At 58.3% G+C, this 18,497-nt stretch carries 15 protein-coding genes; 1 reads left to right on the top strand and 14 read right to left on the bottom strand.

The genetic code is table 11. The features are described 5' to 3' along the window. Positions 1-2: 2 nt before the first annotated feature. Together rfbB and rfbA are read right to left on the bottom strand one after the other, a co-directional pair. Complete coding sequence (gene rfbB / locus GO707_RS10945; RefSeq protein ID WP_157013022.1) at positions 3-1,025, bottom strand: dTDP-glucose 4,6-dehydratase; 1,023 nt, start codon at positions 1,023-1,025, stop codon at positions 3-5. Between the two features lie 24 nt (positions 1,026-1,049). Then, positions 1,050-1,943 (bottom strand): glucose-1-phosphate thymidylyltransferase RfbA, encoded by an 894-nt coding sequence (gene rfbA / locus GO707_RS10940; protein WP_157013021.1) that lies wholly within the window; start codon positions 1,941-1,943, stop codon positions 1,050-1,052. A gap of 236 nt (positions 1,944-2,179) precedes the next feature. Here rfbA and GO707_RS10935 point away from each other — a divergent pair, with 236 nt between their 5' ends. Then, the gene (locus GO707_RS10935; RefSeq protein ID WP_198161086.1) at positions 2,180-3,328 is read left to right on the top strand and encodes an acyltransferase; all 1,149 of its coding nucleotides are present in this window, start codon (positions 2,180-2,182) and stop codon (positions 3,326-3,328) included. Positions 3,329-3,474: 146 nt separating this feature from the next. Here the strand turns inward: GO707_RS10935 and GO707_RS12640 are convergent, their stop codons facing one another. The 12 genes from GO707_RS12640 to dltA all read right to left on the bottom strand — a co-directional run bounded on the left by GO707_RS12640 (position 3,475) and on the right by dltA (position 18,311). Next, positions 3,475-4,848 carry a CAP domain-containing protein gene (locus tag GO707_RS12640; RefSeq protein ID WP_198161085.1) on the bottom strand — a complete coding sequence of 458 codons (1,374 nt, stop codon included), beginning with the start codon at positions 4,846-4,848 and terminating at the stop codon, positions 3,475-3,477. 289 nt (positions 4,849-5,137) lie between these two features. Beyond that, positions 5,138-5,695 (bottom strand): DUF4276 family protein, encoded by a 558-nt coding sequence (locus tag GO707_RS10925; RefSeq protein WP_157013018.1) that lies wholly within the window; start codon positions 5,693-5,695, stop codon positions 5,138-5,140. After that, the gene (locus GO707_RS10920) at positions 5,692-6,864 is read right to left on the bottom strand and encodes an AAA family ATPase (protein ID WP_198161084.1); all 1,173 of its coding nucleotides are present in this window, start codon (positions 6,862-6,864) and stop codon (positions 5,692-5,694) included. The genes GO707_RS10925 and GO707_RS10920 overlap by 4 nt, the downstream gene beginning before the upstream one ends. Positions 6,865-7,087: 223 nt before the next feature. Further along, positions 7,088-8,458: an ApeA N-terminal domain 1-containing protein gene (locus GO707_RS10915; protein WP_157013016.1), complete on the bottom strand. Its 1,371-nt coding sequence runs from the start codon at positions 8,456-8,458 to the stop codon at positions 7,088-7,090. Positions 8,459-8,525: 67 nt separating this feature from the next. Then, entirely contained in the window at positions 8,526-10,319 is a 1,794-nt protein-coding gene (locus GO707_RS10910) for a DUF262 domain-containing protein (RefSeq protein ID WP_198161083.1), read from the bottom strand. A gap of 105 nt (positions 10,320-10,424) precedes the next feature. Beyond that, positions 10,425-10,793 (bottom strand): DUF1667 domain-containing protein, encoded by a 369-nt coding sequence (locus GO707_RS10905; RefSeq protein WP_157013014.1) that lies wholly within the window; start codon positions 10,791-10,793, stop codon positions 10,425-10,427. Further along, entirely contained in the window at positions 10,790-13,747 is a 2,958-nt protein-coding gene (locus GO707_RS10900) for an FAD-dependent oxidoreductase (protein WP_157013013.1), read from the bottom strand. The genes GO707_RS10905 and GO707_RS10900 overlap by 4 nt, the downstream gene beginning before the upstream one ends. An 80-nt stretch (positions 13,748-13,827) precedes the next feature. Continuing rightward, positions 13,828-13,989 (bottom strand): hypothetical protein, encoded by a 162-nt coding sequence (locus GO707_RS10895; protein ID WP_157013012.1) that lies wholly within the window; start codon positions 13,987-13,989, stop codon positions 13,828-13,830. After that, positions 13,986-15,323 carry a D-alanyl-lipoteichoic acid biosynthesis protein DltD gene (gene dltD / locus GO707_RS10890; protein ID WP_157013011.1) on the bottom strand — a complete coding sequence of 446 codons (1,338 nt, stop codon included), beginning with the start codon at positions 15,321-15,323 and terminating at the stop codon, positions 13,986-13,988. The genes GO707_RS10895 and dltD overlap by 4 nt, the downstream gene beginning before the upstream one ends. 2 nt (positions 15,324-15,325) lie before the next feature. Next, positions 15,326-15,577, bottom strand: a complete 252-nt coding sequence (gene dltC, locus GO707_RS10885; protein WP_157013010.1) for a D-alanine--poly(phosphoribitol) ligase subunit DltC — start codon at positions 15,575-15,577, stop codon at positions 15,326-15,328. Beyond that, entirely contained in the window at positions 15,570-16,754 is a 1,185-nt protein-coding gene (gene dltB, locus GO707_RS10880; RefSeq protein WP_157013009.1) for a D-alanyl-lipoteichoic acid biosynthesis protein DltB, read from the bottom strand. The genes dltC and dltB overlap by 8 nt, the downstream gene beginning before the upstream one ends. Positions 16,755-16,772: 18 nt before the next feature. After that, the gene (gene dltA, locus GO707_RS10875) at positions 16,773-18,311 is read right to left on the bottom strand and encodes a D-alanine--poly(phosphoribitol) ligase subunit DltA (RefSeq protein WP_157013008.1); all 1,539 of its coding nucleotides are present in this window, start codon (positions 18,309-18,311) and stop codon (positions 16,773-16,775) included. Between the last annotated feature and the right edge of the window lie 186 nt (positions 18,312-18,497).

Here is an 18,497-nt window from a genome sequence, read left to right as displayed (position 1 = left end):
TCCTATTGTCCCTGGTTCGCGTACTTGGCCTCGACGGCCTCCTTCTGGCCGCGCCACCAGTCCTCGTTGTCGCGGTACCATTGGATGGTCTCGTCCAGCCCCTCGCTGAAATCGGTGTGTCTGGGACGCCACCCCAGCTCGCGGCGCAGTTTCGAGGAATCGATGGCGTAGCGCCGGTCATGGCCGGGACGATCGCGCACCCAGTCGAAGTCGTCGGCATCGCGCCCCATGCGCTGAAGGATGCTGCGCAGCACTTCCAGGTTGTTGCGCTCGCCGTCGGCCCCGATAAGGTAGGTCTCCCCCGCTACGCCCTGGGTGAGAATGGCCCACACGGCAGACGAGTGATCCTCGGTGTGAATCCAGTCGCGCACGTTCAAACCGTCGCCGTACAGCTTCGGCCGCGCGCCCGTGAGGATGTTGGTGATCTGCCGCGGAATGAACTTTTCTATGTGCTGGCGCGGCCCGTAGTTGTTCGAGCAGTTGGAAATGGTGGCGTCCACCCCGTAGGTGCGGTGCCACGCGCGCACGAGCATGTCCGACGAAGCCTTGGTGGAGCTGTAGGGGCTCGACGGCCTGTATGGCGTCTCCTCGGTGAAGCGCGCCGGGTCGTCCAGGGCCAAGTCCCCGTACACCTCGTCGGTGGAGATGTGGTGGAAGCGGGTGCCGTGGCGCCGCGCCGCCTCCAGCAACTGGAACGTGCCCTCCACGTTGGTGCGCACGAAGGGCGCCGGATCGGCGATGGAATTGTCGTTGTGCGACTCGGCAGCGAAGTGCACGATGGCGTCAGCTTCGGGCACCAGCTCCTCCAGTAGGGCCGCGTCGCAGATGTCGCCGTGGACAAACGTCAGGCGATCCTCCGGAATGCCAACCAGATTCTCACGATTTCCGGCGTAGGTGAGCGCGTCCAACACGGTGACGTGCACCTCGGACTGGTTCTCCACCACCCAGTGGACGAAATTGCTGCCGATGAATCCCGCGCCCCCGGTCACGATGATGCGGCGCGGCGCCAAAGCCTCTCGGGCCATACGTGTAAACCTCGATCCTATTCGCTAGCGCAGAGGGACGATCTGCCCATCCGCCACTTTCTTCAGATGCTTGCCGTAGCCGCTTTTGCCGTACCGCGCGGCCGCCTCGGCCAGCATCTCGTGGGAGATCCAGCCGTTGTTGAAGGCGATCTCGTCCAGCACGGAGATAGAGAGCCCCTGGCTGCGCTGCACGGCGCGGACGAACTCCCCCGCCTCGAACAGCGACTCGGTGGTGCCCGTATCAAGCCACGCGAACCCGCGACCCAGCGTCACCACGTTCAAGGAGCCGTCTTCCAAATACATCTGGTTCAGCGAAGTAATCTCCAGCTCGCCTCGGGCCGACGGCCTCACGCGCTTGGCGAAGTCGCACACGCGGGAATCGTAGAAGTACAGCCCCGTCACGGCGAAGTTCGAGCGAGGATGCTCCGGCTTCTCCTCCAAGGACAGCACGTTGAAGTCCTCATCGAACTCCACAACACCGAACCGCTCCGGATCTTCCACGTGATAACCGAACACCGTGGCGCCCCCATGGGACTCGGCTGCCTCCACCGCCTGGCGCAAATGGCGCCCCAAGCCGTTGCCGTAGAAGATGTTGTCGCCGAGCACCAGCGCGCAGGAATCGCCGCCGATGAAGTCCTCACCGATGATGAACGCCTGCGCCAGCCCGTCGGGACTCGGTTGTATCGCATAGGAGAGGTTGATGCCGAATTGCGAGCCGTCGCCGAGCAGCCGCTCGAAGTTCGGCAGATCCGTCGGCGTCGAGATGATGAGGATGTCGCGGATGTTCGCCATCATGAGCACCGACAGCGGGTAGTAGATCATCGGCTTGTCGTAGACGGGCAGAAGCTGCTTGCTCGTCACGGTGGTCAACGGATACAGCCGCGTGCCCGAGCCGCCCGCCAGCACTATTCCCTTCATGGGGCGCTCCCTTTGGTTGAAATCGAATGCTTCATTTCCTTTCCCGTTATTGTATGGGAAAGACGAGCCTTGGAACATGGCATAGGCAAATCTTCAGACAAGCGACCAGCACCACCAGCCGTTCCGCCATTTGCTCCAGACCCGCGAAAAGGGGAATGCCGACCTGCGAATTATGGTTCAATAGGCGCAATACACCGAAAGGCAATGAGCAGCGCGCCGCACAAGAAGGGAATTCCATGAACGAAGCTGAACGCAACTTGACGTCGGATCTCGATGCGGAAGTCATGCCGGCGCCCCGGCGAATGCCCTCGATAGACTTCGACGAGGCCCTGGCCATGTTCTTCGTCGTGCTTTACCACTCGCATTACTATACGACCAATTTCGTCGAATACGGTGCCTCGGCCTTTCCGTACTACCTGTTGAACGGATTGCTATCCACTTGCGTTCCCATGTTCTTCCTCGTGAACGGCTATCTGCTCTTCCGAAAGGAGCTCAACCTCCGCAAACACATCATCAAGACGGTAAGGCTGACAGTCGTCACCATCATCTGGTCTTTCATTATCCCCGTTGTCCTTTGCCCGATAACAGGATACGAGCCGACCATCAAAGAGCTCCTAAGCTGGGGCTGGTACCGCACCATGGGCTGGAACGATCAGCTCTGGTTCATAGGCGCCCTCGTTTGCATCTACATCTTCTTCCCCATTTTGAAAGTAGCTTACGACAAGTATCGTCCGGCCTTCCTGTTCTTCGCGGCCGTCTGCGCAATTATGACATTCGGCGTGGTACTGCTGAATCAGGTCATCTCCGTTGCGCTGTGCGGCCTGTTCAATCGGGGAAGCCTCTTCGACTTCAACTACTTCGCCTCGTTCGATCCCTTCAGGGGCATTCACGGATACTCGTTCGTTTACTTCTGCCTGGGAGGATTGCTCTGGGACAAGCGCGGTGCCCTGCTGAAGCGGGCTCCGAACAAGCGCGTCGCCCTGGCCGTGGCCACCCTTGTCATCTCGTCCGCACTTCTGGCCGCCTGGGGATGGCTCGCCTCCAGCGTGAACGGGAAGCTGTTCGACACGGTTTACCACGGATACGACACGGTATTCGTGCTTGCCAACACTCTGGCGCTGTTCGTGCTCGGGCTCTCGTACCAGGGCAAGGCCAAGACTCCCCACCGGTTCATTTTGGCCGTGTCGCAGAACACCCTTGGAATCCTCTACGTCCACAACATGGTTCGCGTGACCCTCAATCTGCTGGTCGATTCCAGCGGAGCTTTGACGCAGCTTTGCTCGAACCTGATAGGGAGCGCATTCTACGCGCTGATCATCCTGTCCATCTCTCTGGGCATCGTCTGCATCTTGAAGAAAACCCCTGTCCTCAAACAGCTCGTGTAGCCAAGCAAGGTTTCGGGGAGAGCACATTCCAAGCTGAAAGATCCAAGCCTCCCTTTGCCCATAAAGAGCAAAGGGCGAGGATCCTTGAAGAATCCCCGCCCTTTTTATGAACATGCGATAGCGCTAAAGTGTATCCCTATCGTGCTCTACCGCGTTTGATCCCATTTGCCGGCGGCGTTCACGTGGTATTTCCCGATCCACGTGTTGGTTGCCATGGCGCCAGAGCCGGTTACATAGTAGTCACCGACCCATTTGTTCTTGGCCATAGCGCCCGAACCGCTAAGGAAGTACCAGTGGCCGTCGATTTGCCGCCATCCCGTGGCCATGGCGCCAGAGTCCTTCAGGTAGTACCACGTCCCACCTATCTTTTGCCAACCGACCGCCATAGCCCCGGAACCCTTCAAGTAATACCAGGAGCCGCCAACTTTCTGCCAGCCGGTCGCCATGGCGCCGGAGCCCTTCAGGTAGTACCAGGTTCCGCCGACCTGCTTCCATCCCGTGGCCATGGCGCCAGAGCCTGGGTTCAGATAGTACCAAGCGCCGCCGACTTTCTGCCAGCCCTCGGCCATTGGGCCAGAGCTCTTCAAGTAGTACCAGCTCTTGCCCAGCTTCAACCACCCGGTCTGCATATAGCCGGAGCGATCGAAATGGTACCAATCGCCATCGATGCGCGCCCACTGGCTGTAGGGATACGACCCGTCCTCAAGTTGGAACCACCATTTGCCGCCGGACTTCTTCCAAGTTCCATACTGGCTGCTCTCGTCCTCGACGACAATCGGCGCCTCGATACGAACCTTACTGCCGATAGAAGCGATTACCGAGGCCGACCCGGGAGCTTTGCCGATGATGGTGCCATTATCCCGATCAACACTGAAGACGGACGGTTTGCTGGAGCTCCAGCTGAAAGTCGCGGGATCCAGCTCGCACACGAAATTGCCGGAGCCATCGCCTTGGTTGATAAAGCGTACTTCGGGCTGGAAGGCGTAATCGGCGCCGACGTTGGTGGTGTAGCCGGTCTGGCGGAATTCGAAGTTCTCGCTCTTCAGCCACTCGGCACGTACATCGCACTTCACTGTTAGAGACCTATCGCTCGGCCGAGCGAAGCTGGCGGCCACCCCGTCGCCGAAGCACTGAACCCAGTAGGGGCCAGCCTCGCCGACGTACACGCAGCCGATGCCGATAGTGGTGAAATCGGGATCCAAGATATTCGCACGATGGCCAGATGAGTTCATCCAGGAATTCATCACCCAATCGGGCCCCGGCTGCATCATGGCGATGTTCTCTCCCACCGTCTCTTTCCCTTCGGGGAAGGCGGTCCAACAATCAGTGCCATCGGGGCGCTCGTGGCTGAAGTAGTAGCTGATCTCGACCGCACGCTGCATGGCGGCTTCCAAAAGACCGCGATCCATGGCAAGAGGGCTGAGCCCCTCTTTGGCGCGTTCGGCATTAACGAGGTCGAGTACTTCGTAGGCTTGCCCGTATTCCTGCTCGACATCGACGACAAGAGCGTCTGCCGTCATTGGGATTCCGCTCTCAGCCAGAAGGGCAATCACGCCATATTCATCTGGCACAGAAGTGCTTACCCCCACCCCTATTGCGGACTCCGGCGCCTCCTCGGCCAAAGCCTGCCCGGGAGCAACCCAAAGAGCAACCGCCAGCGCCAGCGCACCGGCAAATGCCATCGCCCTCGCCGATTTCCCTCTCATACGCGCGCAAGACATGCAACCATCCCCTTTCTTGATCCGATGTCAACGCTTCCCTCTGATCGCGAGCATAACATCCCAGAAGATAAGTCGCAAGGTCGGAATATCATGCACTCATATCTCGCCAAACCCGTCTCAGGCCATCAGCAAAAACGGTGAAGCTATGCGAGGTGTTCCGTTCTGGAACCATGCTGTCACCGATCAGTCGCCCTCCTTCGACCTGCATCAAATCGGGAACGAGCTTACGAAGCTTGCTCTTTGGATCCACGATCTTATCAGGGTCACGATAACCGCGCTTCTTCGCAACCTGATCTAAGTTCACGCCGTAAGCTTCCGACACAGCGTTAAGGTCTCCGAAATACCAAGACTCCAGCTCCTCACATGCAATGCGAACCAGAACCGGCCTGTTGTAGGGTTTGGCGATCTCAAGTATCTCCCTTTTAACCTCCACGCAATCGCGACGATCCCGGTCGCAAACAACAATGAACCTGGCGTCTCCCGGCCACCCCCTCAAGAGAGAAGGGAGTTTTGCCTTCAAATCACCTATGCCACGATGCTCGACAATTTGCAAATCTAGCTGCGGCAGCATATCGGGCAGAATTTTGGGGATAACCCGCTTGAGCATTTCCGCCGAAGAGGGCTCCTCTGTGAGAACGACTATCATAGACAGCTCGCCTCTGGAATAAGGCCCATCTCCCACAAACTGCCAAGCTTGTTTCCCTCTCGATATAGCGAAACAGTTATCGGCATCTGAGACACCCTTTTCACCTGGGAAAACCCTCCATATTTCACCAGCGCATAAACCTGATCAGGCTTAAGGGAGTCAAGCACCAGGGGCGAGTGGGTCGAAACGAGAACCTGGCCGCCTCTATCGGCGTAACGCTGAAGCTCCTCCATTAGCACCGGAAGTAGATCTGGGTGAAGAAGCCCCTCGGGCTCTTCTATGCAAAGAAGAGAGCTTGGATTCACCTCAGCCAGCAGAAGCAGATAGGAAAACAGTCGTAACGTACCGTCAGATACACTCTCTTGAGGAAACGATGCTTCTAGGTTGTTATCGCCAAACAGAAGATGCACCTCGCCATTAGGCAATGGCTGGACCGCGATGTTGTCTACACCATTGATTCGTCTCGACATCGATCGCACAATGTTTTCAAAGGCTTTGGGGTTATGAGCCCAAAGACGACGAGCGACCTTGGCCATGCCTCTCGTGGAAAAGAACTGGGCGGTAGATGACGGCCTATCAGCGTCGTGGTGAATGGACGTTGGTGCCACGACGAACCAATTGTCGATCAAAGCACGAAGAGATGATTCCAGAGGATAGTCGGAAAGCTGCCCGAGGCTGTCCACTGCCAGCGTCCTTGGCGAAGACAGCTCAATTGACTCTTTTTCTTTGCTTACAGAGGAATACGATTCCGGAACTCCGCGCAGCGCCCAACCTTGGCCCTCTCGGATATCGAGCACGATCCAGGGAGACCCGGAGCTGCCTTTCCTCAAGCGCAATTGCTCAAGGGCCACATAGGCCTCGCCGAAATCGTCGCAGGACAGCTCGACGCGATAAGTCAGAACCGGCTCCTTCTTACTCCCCCTGAACTTTATCGTGATGGCAATCGGACTGCGCGATCCCCGGGACACAATTTCTCGAAATCCGCCGCGCATCGAGGCAGCCTCCGCAACGCCTCGGGACAAGCAATCATGCAAGAAAACCAGAGCGTCAAACAACGACGACTTGCCAGCACCATTCGCGCCCACAAAAGCCGCAAGCGGCGTCAGGTCATCGACCGACACTTCTCTGAGCGCCTTATAGTTCTCAATCTTTACTGCTTCCAGCTTCATAGGCTCTCCCGTATTCAGCTCCGCATATGGCGCAACCGACATCTTCCTCACAATTGTATAGGCCGATGCACGTGGCACAGTCGAGAAAACCATAAACGCACAACAGCGCAAGAGAACACTATGTCCTCGTTTTTTTGCATTTCGAGCCGGACATTGCAACCGCGGAAGGAGTCATCGCCCAAAGCACTCTTTGCTACATCTTAAACGACAGCACCTTTTCCCTCTAGCTTAGCTCCGCGGCATACGCTGCGCACTCCTTGAGCGCTTGCGAAAACTGCTGTTCGAGTCCTAGCTTGCTAATCACTTTCTCACGACAACCAAGTCTGCTAGCAATCCATACAAGAGCGATCTCGCGACAAGCATACACGACATTCAACAAGTGACCGGGCAAAAGCCATTCCTCCCTGGGACGGCCTCCGCGCTGCTCTTTGGGATGCTTTATACTATTGTACGTATTGGCAATAACCTGAGGCAATGCTTCGTCGAACAGAAGGCTGGACTTCTCGCAATCGGCGAATGAATCGCCGAGAAGTCCTTTTATGCATTCGCACGTCGTCCTTCTCTTTGAGCGCGACCCTAGAATAGCGGCACCCAGTTCTTCAAAAGCAATTCCAAATAAAGTAACTTGGTTTTCTAAGGTGAGATTGTTGTGCATCTTGGCAATGTACGAAATCTGGCGTAACGGAATCGAATAATTGGACATAAGGGAAAACCAAGCGCCAAGTCCAGATTCACCAATATCGTCGAAGGCAATGAGATACGGTTTGTTCGTCCTGGGAGGTTCCCAGGGATCGAAACGCGTAGAGATGAGAGGATTTATCGGGAAGGTGTCCATCGACCCATCTACGCCATCGCCCTCATGCGGCCCATACTCAACCCGCATTCTCTCGAATGATATATTTCTCCAACATATGATGGACAAAAGCGCCGTGAGCTTGAGATGACATTCGAAGTGATCGTTCAGCAATTTCGGTGTAGGCGCGAACGACTCGAACCAAACCCGGCCGCCGAAATCGACACTTGGAGCCATCCCGCATCTCGCGGAAAGATTGCGGGATATACTCAAGCCGAGATTGAGCCCTTCATCAGCCCCAATAAATCGATTGTCAGCCTGCTCAATCTCTCCCCCGTATGTTTCTGCGAGTGCGGCCATCTCCTTGTCAAAGCCTTGGTTGAGCCCAGACGTTCGCAAGCCAAACCACTTCGTCAAATCTGGAGACGTGCTGCCGAGGGAAGCTACATTCGAATAATCCATGTCCTCATCGTACGAATCGCATTTGATGACGCAATCAGTCCTCAAGCGCATACTGCCGTAGTTCCTGTCCGTGTCAAACGAGATAGATGAAAAACGAGCATCAATCACGCAATAGAGATCCTTCGAAAGAGCATCCCGCACATGCACTGCGCCAGGGATCGTATGCGAATCGAAAGAAGGACTCTCCTCCATATGCCTTTGACCGGAATCAGGGAGGATCAATTCGAAGAATCCCTCAGCTTGCCTCAAAAGACATGGTTCACACTTGTCCCCATTAGGATAATCGCACCATCCGAAAATGTAATCGTTACCATCATTCGTGTAGTCGCAGAGAAGCATAACCCCCCTCTTTCTCGCATCCTAAGCAGTCTGCATTCGCTGGCACGATGTTCGGCTGGCGGAGCACTCAGATCCGCAAAGCAGCAGACTCACTCGCAGGGGCCTTAAACCCTCCCAACTCCAAAGCCTTCGCCCTGACCTTCTCCGCCCTGCTCTGCACGAAGGCGTCGTAGTCTTTGGCTACCGCTTCCTTCCTGGCCGCAGGTTCCATATCGTCATAGCCGCCGCATTGGATCTTCTCGATGGGAATCAAGTGGCTGGCCAACCTTCCACGTACTTCATCCTCACTAGCCCATTTGCAGCGTTCAGCAAGGTACTTTAAGGGCTCCTTTTTGCCTATATCCCAATTTGTTGCATCTTTTATCAAAGCGCAGTTCAGCACAATAGAACGATTCTTGACACCCGCCTTGCTCAGCAGATCGTCGGGAAAGACGTGATGAAAATGCCTATCGCCGAAGGGGCACTGCGTTAAGTCATCCCCGGTGGCAAAATCCCTCGCGCCTTCGTGGCCGGTCAGCGCGAGGACGCTTCGAGAGACGACCGACTTCCGTTTCGGCCAACCAGCTTGAACCAGCTCCTCGATCTCGAAAGGAGGGTTCTCCTGATCGTCGAATATCGGGGCCTTCAGTTCCGCGTTCTCGCCCGCGAATCTCAGGCCGAGATACTCCTTCATGCCCCGGTAATCCTGCAGGGCGTAGGTGCTGGCCGATTTTTCATAGCGATGCGTGAAGAATGCCCGCCACAGATACTGCCGCAACAGGCTTTTCATCAGGCCCTGATGATCGACATCCTTCGGATTCATACGGAAAATTGCGGCAGCGACCCACATAACGGACACCGATGGCAGCAGCCGCTCATCCGTGACCCCCTCCGTAATCAGCAGGCCGAGCATACTTTCTATCGCCTGCGCATTGTCCGCCCACGAGTCGACGAATTTGTCCTTGTCGAACTTCCACGCGCCGGCCTGGTTCGGAGAATAGCCCTGAACAAGAGACTCCGTGTTGAACAGCAGCTCGCTGACATTGGAATACCTCTGCAGTCCGGGGACTTCGGTTTTCATCTTATCGATCTTCTCCGTCAGACTCATGCCGAGCTTGCTCTCCAGCTGCGCCGCGATGATGTCATACTGCGAAAGCGGCTTGCCGTTCGTGTTCATGTTAACGAACACGTCGAGCACGACGTCCTCGCTGGTCGACGAGGGCAGCGCCAGATAGGGCAGATTGTAGTTCGCGATGCGCTCGCGCAGTTTGTCTACCGTGGACTTTACCGACTCCTTGAGTTCGTAGTACTCATCAGCGGAAGAGTAGCCCTCCTTGTTCCCAAGCGCCTCCCTTATCCATTTGTCGTAATTGCAACTACCGAGGCTCTTCGTCGGGCAGAGGAGGCTGGCAGGGATCATCTTGCGCGCCAGGCATTCTTTCGGTTTGTCGCACCACAACGGGTATCGGCGGTTGTCCTTCTTTCGCCAGCGAGATTGCCGGATCACCTCAGCAGCCATCTGGGGTTCTTCCGAATCGAAATCCTCGACTACAACGAAGTAGGAGCCATCCTCGTAGTTGTCGTTCAGAACGCGCCATACCGCAGTCATCCTCTGCTGGCCGTCGAGCAGCTGCTCCGTTATCCGCTCCCCCTCAACGGGCGCCGTTTGCAAGGCGCGCGATTCGAACTTCGGCTTGTCGCCCACTTCCAAAATAAGCGTCACGCCCAAGGGCAGACCCTTTATTATCGCGTTCATCAAACTGCAGATCCGACTATGATCCCACGCCTCCCCTCTCTGGAAGCGAGGAAGCGTGATTTCCCGGTTCTGCACCTTTCCCAACCATTTGTAAAGCTCCCTATCATTCGCCTCCGCACCGTACATAGCGTCCTCCGCCACTCTCGCTTGCAATACCGGAACCATTCTACTACAAAGCAGATCTATCTCTCGTTAATCATTAGACTATGGCGTATAGTAGAATGAAGCCCCTCAGCATAGTCCCTTAGTCGAAACAACGTCGGCGCCGGAATCGCAAATGTTGGTTGCTAGGATGGCTCCGGCGGCTATCGGGAGTCGCAGGGAAAGACGGCGGATCGCTTCGGCTGCTGCGGGGATCAGATCCCTTGGTATCGGCGCGGTTGTCTTCACGCTCAGAGGCTCAAGCGCGCCCGGGACGGGAACTGTCAAAGTCAGCACTCGAACCGGGGACACCGCCTCCTGGCGAGCGAATTCCGTGCCGCGCCGGCAGCTCTGTCCCGACACATGGACGACGGCGCCAGCCTCATCCAGGCAGACTTCCAGGGCGCAGCCCAACGGGCATTGCACGCACGTAAGCTGCTTGGTCGCGGCACCGCTCATCGTTCCTCCAGCCTCACGCGAACCTCGACGGCGTCGCGCAGGTCTCCCACGGGCACCTTCAAACGCACCATCTCAGCGGGAACGGCGACCATTAACTTCCTGGAAACCACCGCCCTCGTCGCTCCGTCCCGAAGAATCGCTTCCACGATAACCTTAGGGCCTTTAACCGCACGGGAAGGACGGAAAGAGAGCGTCACGGAATCCTCCGCGCGGGCATCTCCACAACCCATCCCGCGCATCGAAATCCGTTGGGGCACAACATAACGGACGCCCTCGGCCGCCACCACCGAAACGAAGTCGCGCCCCGCCGCGCCGCAATCCTCGCGTGCCCTCGTAGAAGCAATTTTGCGCGCTACCTCTTCCCCATCGCCCTCTCGCATCGCCAAGGCAAACCGGGCCGCAGCCGCGCCCGCAATCTCGCCCTCCTCCGACGCGTAGTCGGCCAAATCGTGAATGTGCAGCGCATTCCCGCACGCGAACACGCCGGGCTCGCTCGTCTGCAGCGACTCGTCCACCACGGCCCCGCCCGTCACGGGATCCAGCATTACGCCGGCCGTCTTAGCCAGCTCATTTTCGGGCAGCAGCCCCACGGAAGGCAGCAGGGTGTCGCATTCCACCCGTCTTTCGGTGCCCGGAATCGGCCGCAGCGTCTCGGGATCCACGTCGGACACCCACACGGCACTTAGCCGCCCCTCTCCCTCCAGGCGCGTCACGGTGGTGCTCAGGTGCAGCGGAATCCCAAAATCGTCGAGGCACTGCACGATATTCCGCCGAAGCCCCGACGGCGTCGGCATCAACTCGTAGACGCCGACAACCTCAGCGCCTTGAAGGGCCATGCGCCGCGCCATGATGAGCCCGATATCGCCAGACCCGAGTATGGCCACACGACGCCCTGGCAAGCATCCCTGCAGATTGGCGAAGTTCTGCGCGCTTCCCGCAGTAAATACGCCAGAAGGCCGGCTCCCTGCCATATTGAGCGCACCTTGCCCCCGCTCGCGCGAACCTGTCGCCAAGACCACAGCGCCGACATGAACCGTAACAGCGCCCGACGGCGACACCGCCTCTATCGCGCGCCGGCCATCGGCTATCCGTCGCATCTCCAAGGCACTAGAATCGCGCAGCACCTCAACGTTGCCCTCGTCAGCGCCGTCCCGCAACGCGCTGCATTCGCGATCGGCATACTCTGGCCCCGTTAACTCCTCCTTGTAGCGGTGAAGCCCGAAACCGTTGTGCACGCACTGCTTCAGAATGCCCCCGAGCCGCTCCTCGCAATCGAGGAGCACCACGTGAGCCCCCTCGGCAGCTGCTGATCGGGCCGCCGCCATGCCAGCCGCCCCGCCGCCAACCACCGCCACATCGCAATCCACTACCTTCGACGAAGTCCCAACGTCGGCGTTCGCGGCCGCGAAGGACCCGCTCTCTTCGCGACGCAATCCGCTGTCGCCGCCCTCCTCGGCTTCTCTCCTTGCCTCGTGTTCCCCGGTATGTCGAACAAGCTCCACGTAATCCTCGCGCGCCTCCGCGACGACCGATGATCGCCGACCTCGCCTATCCAGCGCATCGGGTGCGACCCCGGTCTCCCTTGCGACGATCTTGCATATCTCAGGCGTGCAGAACCCGCCGTGGCACCGACCCATCATAGCCCGGGTGCGCCACTTCAAAGCATCCAGCGACAGCACCGGCAGCGGCCCGTGAAGCGCCTCCACTATCTCAGCCTCGCTCACCTGGCAGCATCGGCACACGATATGCCCCCACCGGCCGTCATCGGCAATTGCCGCCGCCCGCTCGCCAGCGTCCATCTCGGCCAGCAAGGCGCTATGGGGCATGCGGTCGTCGAAATCCTCACGCGGACGAGCGCCAAGATAGTCGGCTATCTCCCCTGCAATACGCACGGCAACCGCCGGCGCAGAGGTGAGGCCGGGCGAGTCGAAGCACGCGATATTGAAAAATCCCGGGGCATCGTCGGGCTGCCCGATGACAAAATCGTCGCCATCGGCATTCGAGGCCCTTATCCCCGCGAAGTTGGCTATGAGCCCCCTTGCGGAAAGCCCAGGCCATGTTTTATGAGCGAGCCGGTGCACCAACTGCAGCCCATCGGCATGCGTCGATACGTCGGTTTTGCTTGTCTGCTCAATTGCAGAAGGGCCGATCAGCAAGTTTCCATGAACCGTTGGCGTAACCAACACACCCTTGCCGGCCGCCGACGGGACTTGGAACATCGTATGCGAGAACATATCGCCGAACTCGGTGTCCAAAAGCTGATAGTCGCCCCTTCGAGGAAGGATCCGCAACTTCCGGGCGCTCACCATATTGTTCATCTCGTCAGCAAAGACACCGGCCGCATTCACGATGGCGCAAACCCGGTATAGTTCGCCTCGAGACGTCCTCACCAGATAGCGTCCGTACCCCTTCCGAATACTAACGACTTCCTCATTGAACCGAAACCGAACGCCATTGCGAGCCGCTTGCTCCGCGCACCGAAGCGCCACTTGGTAGGGGTCGCAAATGGCCCCGCTCTCAGCAAGAAGAGCGCAGCGCGCATCCGGATTGACGGACGGCTCCAACAAACGCACCTGCTCACCAGACAACAAGCTGACATCCTCCACGCCGTTGCGAATGGCCCGACGCCAAAGCTCGCGAAGCAACGCATCATCCTCAGCGGTGAAGCCCAGCACCAAGGAACCGTTGCGCTTGTACGGAAAGCCCAGCTCGCGGGCCCATTGAGGGAAAAGTCTCGAACCCTCGACGTTGAATCGCGCTTTCAAACCGCCCGGCTCGGGGTCGAATCCCGCATGTACGATAGCGGAGTTGGCGCGCGTCGCACCGTAGGCAATATCATTGCCCGCCTCTAGCACCAAAACAGCAAGGTCGAGGCGATAAAGCTCGCGCGCAACAGCCGCCCCTGCCACACCGGCGCCAATCACTATCACATCATATGTTCCAAGCTTGCTCATACGCCCATACTAGCACACGAGCAAATTCAAGGACTTATCGCGCACCGAACGACAGCGGAACACGAGATCGCGAAACAACATCAGAACTGCTCGTACACGAACTCGGGAGGATCGCCGTAGCCAGAGAAGAGAAAGAACCAAACCAAGATCGCAATGCACGCTACGGCAGCCACGAACCAGAGGAAGGCCTCTACATTAGGGTGCTCGCCCAACCAGCATTGCATTCTCTCCAGCAACTTCATGAAGCAGCCCCCTCGTCTTCCAAGACCTCTTTCCCGGCACCTTCCACTTCCAGCATTTCGTCGGCAGCAGTCTCGGCATCCTTCTCTGCAGACGTCTCTCCACGCTCATCCGACCGAGTGCAAACCTCATCGGCGGCGCTGCTGCCATACCGATCGCTCTCCCCTCCTCCGTAGAACTCGCACAGCGCCCGATCCACCTCGACCCAGCCCTTCCAGCCAAGGTGCATGACGTCGCGAAGATAGTACTTGTCATAATCGTGCCCGGAAAGATCCAGGTAGTCCACCTCGGCTTCATCAAGCACGCTGCTCAACTTACCGTAAAACTCCGCCCGGCTCTCTTTAGTGTAGCGCTGAATGTCGTAGTACTCACCGTTGACCGGTTCGATGACCAGTAGCGGCGTTATCCCAAGTTCCTTGCAAACCGTAAGGAACAATTGCAAATCCCCGAACTCCGTCTCGCTCCAACCCGCAAACGGCTCGCCCTCGTAGGGCTGGCCCCATGCAGCATCGCTCACATAGGTATCGAAATACTCGTCGTAGATACCGTAGTCGTTGTTTGTGCAGGCAGTTTTGCCCTCTTCAACCGCTCGTCGGTCAAGCGCGTCCCAATCAGGCCCGACAACCGAAGCGCCATCCCGCTCAAGCCGCCCGTTGGATGCCAGTCCCTCGGCAAGCAATGCACGGCGCTCGCTACCTGACACGAAACCGGAAACCGCTCGATTAGCCCGCCCCACTATCGAGTCACTAGCCAGATCGCTCACCGTTTGGGCGTCTACTCCCAGAGCTATCACCCGCTCGCGAATCTGCGCCTTTGTCTCGACGGACAGCCCCGGATTCTCCATGCACTCGCAGAAAGCCTCTTCCGAGAAGCTGTTCAGGAACGCCTCCGGTGTGCATCCCGCCTCATTCATGAACCACTGATCGCCGATCAGGAACGCCACCTTCTTCTCGGGAAGCGCCCCGCACTCGTCCAAGGCGCTCACCTCGATAGCGCCCCACAGCGACTGGTAACCGCCACCGCCCATTGAAATCAGGTCGAATCCCAGGTCATTTTCCGAGAAGAACCGCACAGGATGGGCCGAGTCCTCCGCCCCATAGCTTAGCTCCGAAGACCCCAGCAAAAACCCCACCGTACGCCCCTGCGCTTGCTGCGCCCGCACCATTTCGCCCAACAGCGACGGGCTCCCCGCTAGCGCCACAGTTGGCCGCGGGTTCACCGGATTCTCCCGCGCCATCTCTCGCAGGGCGGCATCGGTAGGCGCCTGCAGATAATACGCCGCACCCACACCCAGAGCGAGCACCAGTGCGCAGCAAACCGCGATCAGCTTCCGCATGCCTAGCCCTGCACCCGAATCTCAACCTGATGGATGATCTTGTTGACCGAGTTCATCTCCTCGCGCTCCACTGCCGTGGGCGCGATCACCACGCCAAACTCGGACTCGATGCCCACGAGCAGCTCGATCGCCGCCATAGAGTCCAGAAGTCCCGCCTTGAACAGGTCGATATCGCGCTCCTCGCGAATCACCTCATCGTCGCACACTTCCTCGATCAAATCGAGCATGCGCTCCGCTACCGTGCCATTAGCCATGAATCAGACCTCCTACTACCGTATGCAACTGACCTGAGAAAATAGCCATGCCCAGCATGACCAAGTTGATCGTAACGAACCACTGGAGCGCCTTGTACCAGCGCTCCTTCTTGTGCATCTTATGAAACGGCGACTTCTTCTGGTACACGTCCGTCGCCCCCATGAGTGCGCCGTAGTATGCGCCGTACACCAAATAGTCGACCGTCAGCCCGTGCCAAGCACCCATGAGCATGAAGTTCACGAGATAGCCGAAACAGGCAGTATGCAGGCGCTCTTTGAACAGCTTGCGCCGCGTGGCCGACTTCACCACGCGCATGAACACGAAATCGCGCAGCCACGTCGAGAGGGTGATGTGCCAGCGATCCCAAAACTCGCGCACGTCCAAAGCCAAAAACGGCGCACGGAAGTTTCGTGGGGTCTTGATACCGAAGCAATAGCTGGCGCCCATGGCCATCAGCGAGTAGCCGGCGAAGTCGAAGAAAAGGTAGAGGCCGTACATGTAGGCGTCTTTCACCTGGGCCGCCAGCTCGCGCCACAGCGAACCGTCGCCCAGCGGCGCCGGTGTGAACCAGCCGTAGAACACCGTGCCCAGCACCTTCTGGTACACCGCGCCGATCAACAGCAGCATAATGCCCCGCGCCAGCAAATCGGCGTACTCGGAATGCGTGTAGGTGCGGTTCGCGTCTTCAGTAAAGCGTCGGCTGCGATCGATAGGCCCCGAGGTAAAGGGCGCGAAGAACACGAGGAAATACAGGTAATCGAGAAAGCCCATGTCCTCGATGACCCCGTCGCGCACCTCGATAATCACCTGAACGGCCTTGAACGTGATATAGGACAGCCCGAGAAAACCCATGATATTGTGCTCGAACACCGCCCCGATCTTGTATATCGCCAAAGGAGCGATCACCGCCGCCAGGGCCACCCGGTACTTCCACAGGGCCTTCTGACCGCAACGCCAGCTGCGCAGCACCCAGAACGTGGCCGCACATGCCACCGCCAGAAACCCGAGAAACGCCGCCATGCCCTGGGCGTTCTCGCCGAAGAGCAGCAGCAAGAACCCGAGCGATGCCGCCAGGCCGTAGTACCTTATCCGATGCCCCGTAAAGCCCAGAATGGCAGCGGGGATCACCGCCAGGGCGAGAAACACGTAGAACGCCGGGTCGATATAGAAGTTCATAACCGCCAGCCCCGCGCCCTAGACCAAGGCCTTGCGATCGATTTTGCCGTTCACGTTCAGCGCAAACGACTCATGGAAGACGATCTTCTTCGGGATCATGTAATCGGGAAGCACCTGACGCAATTCCGCCTTGATCTGCTGCCCCAGCTTGAATGACGGCTCAGCTGCGGGGTCGGACAACTGAACGTGGGCCACGAGATGGGACACCTTTCCGTCTTTCTGAGCAGGCAGGACCACCACCTCTTTCACAGAGGGCAGCGACGCAAGTCCCTGCTCCACATCGCCCAATTCGACGCGGAAGCCGTTGAGCTTCACCTGGAAGTCCAAGCGCCCCAGGCAGTACAGGCGCCCTTGCTCGTCCAGATAGCCCTTGTCGCCGGTCTTGTACGAGCGCACGGTCTTCCCACCGGCGTCGGTGTGCTCAGAGAAAACGGCTTCAGCCAGATCGGGGCGACCGAAATAGCCCAGCGACACCGTGGCGCCTTCCAGATACACCTCCCCCGTCTGGCCCGACGGTAGCACATCGCCCGTTTCCACATCGCGGATCACCGCACGCACCTCAGGATTCAAAAAGCCCACCGGCAGGGGATTCGATTGATCGACAACTTCACGCGTCACTTCAATATCGGTCACCGCCTGGGTTTCCGTCGGACCATAGGTGTTGAAGATGCGCACGCCTGGGAATCGGTCGAGCAGCTTGCTTGCGGCCGCATTGCGAAACACCTCGCCGCACAACACAATGGTATCCAATCGCGGGAGCAGCTGAGCGTTGAACGAGGGGTCGGCCAGGCACATCTCGATATAGGAGGGCGTCGACACCCAGGTGGTCAAGCCGCTCGCCGCGAGCGCCTCGAAAGACGCGCTCATGCTCTGCTCGCATTCCGAGTCAAAAGCGAACAGCGTGTAGCCGGCCGAGAGCCCCGCTACGATATCGAACAGGCTTACATCGAACGTGTAGGGAACGCGATTGAAACTGATGCGATCCGGGCCAGCGGGAAACAGCTTCCCGAAGTAGTCCATGAACGCATCGACGCAACGCGAGGGCATCTGCACGCCCTTGGGACGACCAGTGCTGCCCGAGGTGAACAAAAGGTAGAAGACGTCGTCACCCGACACCCAACTATCCTCGAAAACCGTCTCGCCCGACATGCAGGCCGTCCGCACTTCGTCTTTCCCCAGCACCCGTTCGGCAAGGGAGGCATCGGCAGCGAGCGGCTCGTCAGCCAACGAGATAACCAGCGGGCGCCCGATTTGCTCGAGAATGTCCGCAACGCGATCAGCGGGATAGGCGATATCGATGGGCGCGTAAGGCAGCCCCGCCTTCACCGCCGCAAAGAACGACACCAGCATGAGCGGCGACTTATGGCCGTACACCACCACTGGTTTGCCCTCGGGCGCCTCTCTCCTCAGAAAAGCCGCCAGGCCATCGGACCAGCGGTCGAGCTCGCCATAAGTTAAGGAATCAGATACCCCCCCCCGAGAGGTAAAATACGCTACCCGATCAGGATGCTCGCGACACTCCCGAGAAACTTCCTTCAGAAACCTGCTTGCCGTCATACCACTTCCTTGCCTATAAAATGAAACTTGATTATAAACGCTTACCCTCTTTTGTTCTATGAGTAGTAACCTCTCGCGGTACCATCGATCACCTGGCTTGGTACCGGCGATCAGCAAAAGGCGGTACCGCGAGTAGGCTGTCTCGGTACCGCTAATCAGCGCGCCTCTTCTTGGCGAAGTACTCTC

Source organism: Adlercreutzia rubneri (assembly GCF_009755265.1).
GTDB lineage: Bacteria > Actinomycetota > Coriobacteriia > Coriobacteriales > Eggerthellaceae > Adlercreutzia > Adlercreutzia rubneri.
Note: the sequence above shows the minus strand (reverse complement) of the source record. Positions and strands in the feature narration are given on the sequence as shown.

Coding starts and splice junctions, on each gene's coding strand:
- rfbB (WP_157013022.1), bottom strand. CDS start 1,025: ATGGCCCGAGAGGCTTTGGCGCCGCGCCGCATCATCGTGACCGGGGGC.
- rfbA (WP_157013021.1), bottom strand. CDS start 1,943: ATGAAGGGAATAGTGCTGGCGGGCGGCTCGGGCACGCGGCTGTATCCG.
- GO707_RS10935 (WP_198161086.1), top strand. CDS start 2,180: ATGAACGAAGCTGAACGCAACTTGACGTCGGATCTCGATGCGGAAGTC.
- GO707_RS12640 (WP_198161085.1), bottom strand. CDS start 4,848: ATGACGGCAGACGCTCTTGTCGTCGATGTCGAGCAGGAATACGGGCAA.
- GO707_RS10925 (WP_157013018.1), bottom strand. CDS start 5,695: ATGATAGTCGTTCTCACAGAGGAGCCCTCTTCGGCGGAAATGCTCAAG.
- GO707_RS10920 (WP_198161084.1), bottom strand. CDS start 6,864: ATGAAGCTGGAAGCAGTAAAGATTGAGAACTATAAGGCGCTCAGAGAA.
- GO707_RS10915 (WP_157013016.1), bottom strand. CDS start 8,458: ATGCTTCTCTGCGACTACACGAATGATGGTAACGATTACATTTTCGGA.
- GO707_RS10910 (WP_198161083.1), bottom strand. CDS start 10,319: ATGTACGGTGCGGAGGCGAATGATAGGGAGCTTTACAAATGGTTGGGA.
- GO707_RS10905 (WP_157013014.1), bottom strand. CDS start 10,793: ATGAGCGGTGCCGCGACCAAGCAGCTTACGTGCGTGCAATGCCCGTTG.
- GO707_RS10900 (WP_157013013.1), bottom strand. CDS start 13,747: ATGAGCAAGCTTGGAACATATGATGTGATAGTGATTGGCGCCGGTGTG.
- GO707_RS10895 (WP_157013012.1), bottom strand. CDS start 13,989: ATGAAGTTGCTGGAGAGAATGCAATGCTGGTTGGGCGAGCACCCTAAT.
- dltD (WP_157013011.1), bottom strand. CDS start 15,323: ATGCGGAAGCTGATCGCGGTTTGCTGCGCACTGGTGCTCGCTCTGGGT.
- dltC (WP_157013010.1), bottom strand. CDS start 15,577: ATGGCTAATGGCACGGTAGCGGAGCGCATGCTCGATTTGATCGAGGAA.
- dltB (WP_157013009.1), bottom strand. CDS start 16,754: ATGAACTTCTATATCGACCCGGCGTTCTACGTGTTTCTCGCCCTGGCG.
- dltA (WP_157013008.1), bottom strand. CDS start 18,311: ATGACGGCAAGCAGGTTTCTGAAGGAAGTTTCTCGGGAGTGTCGCGAG.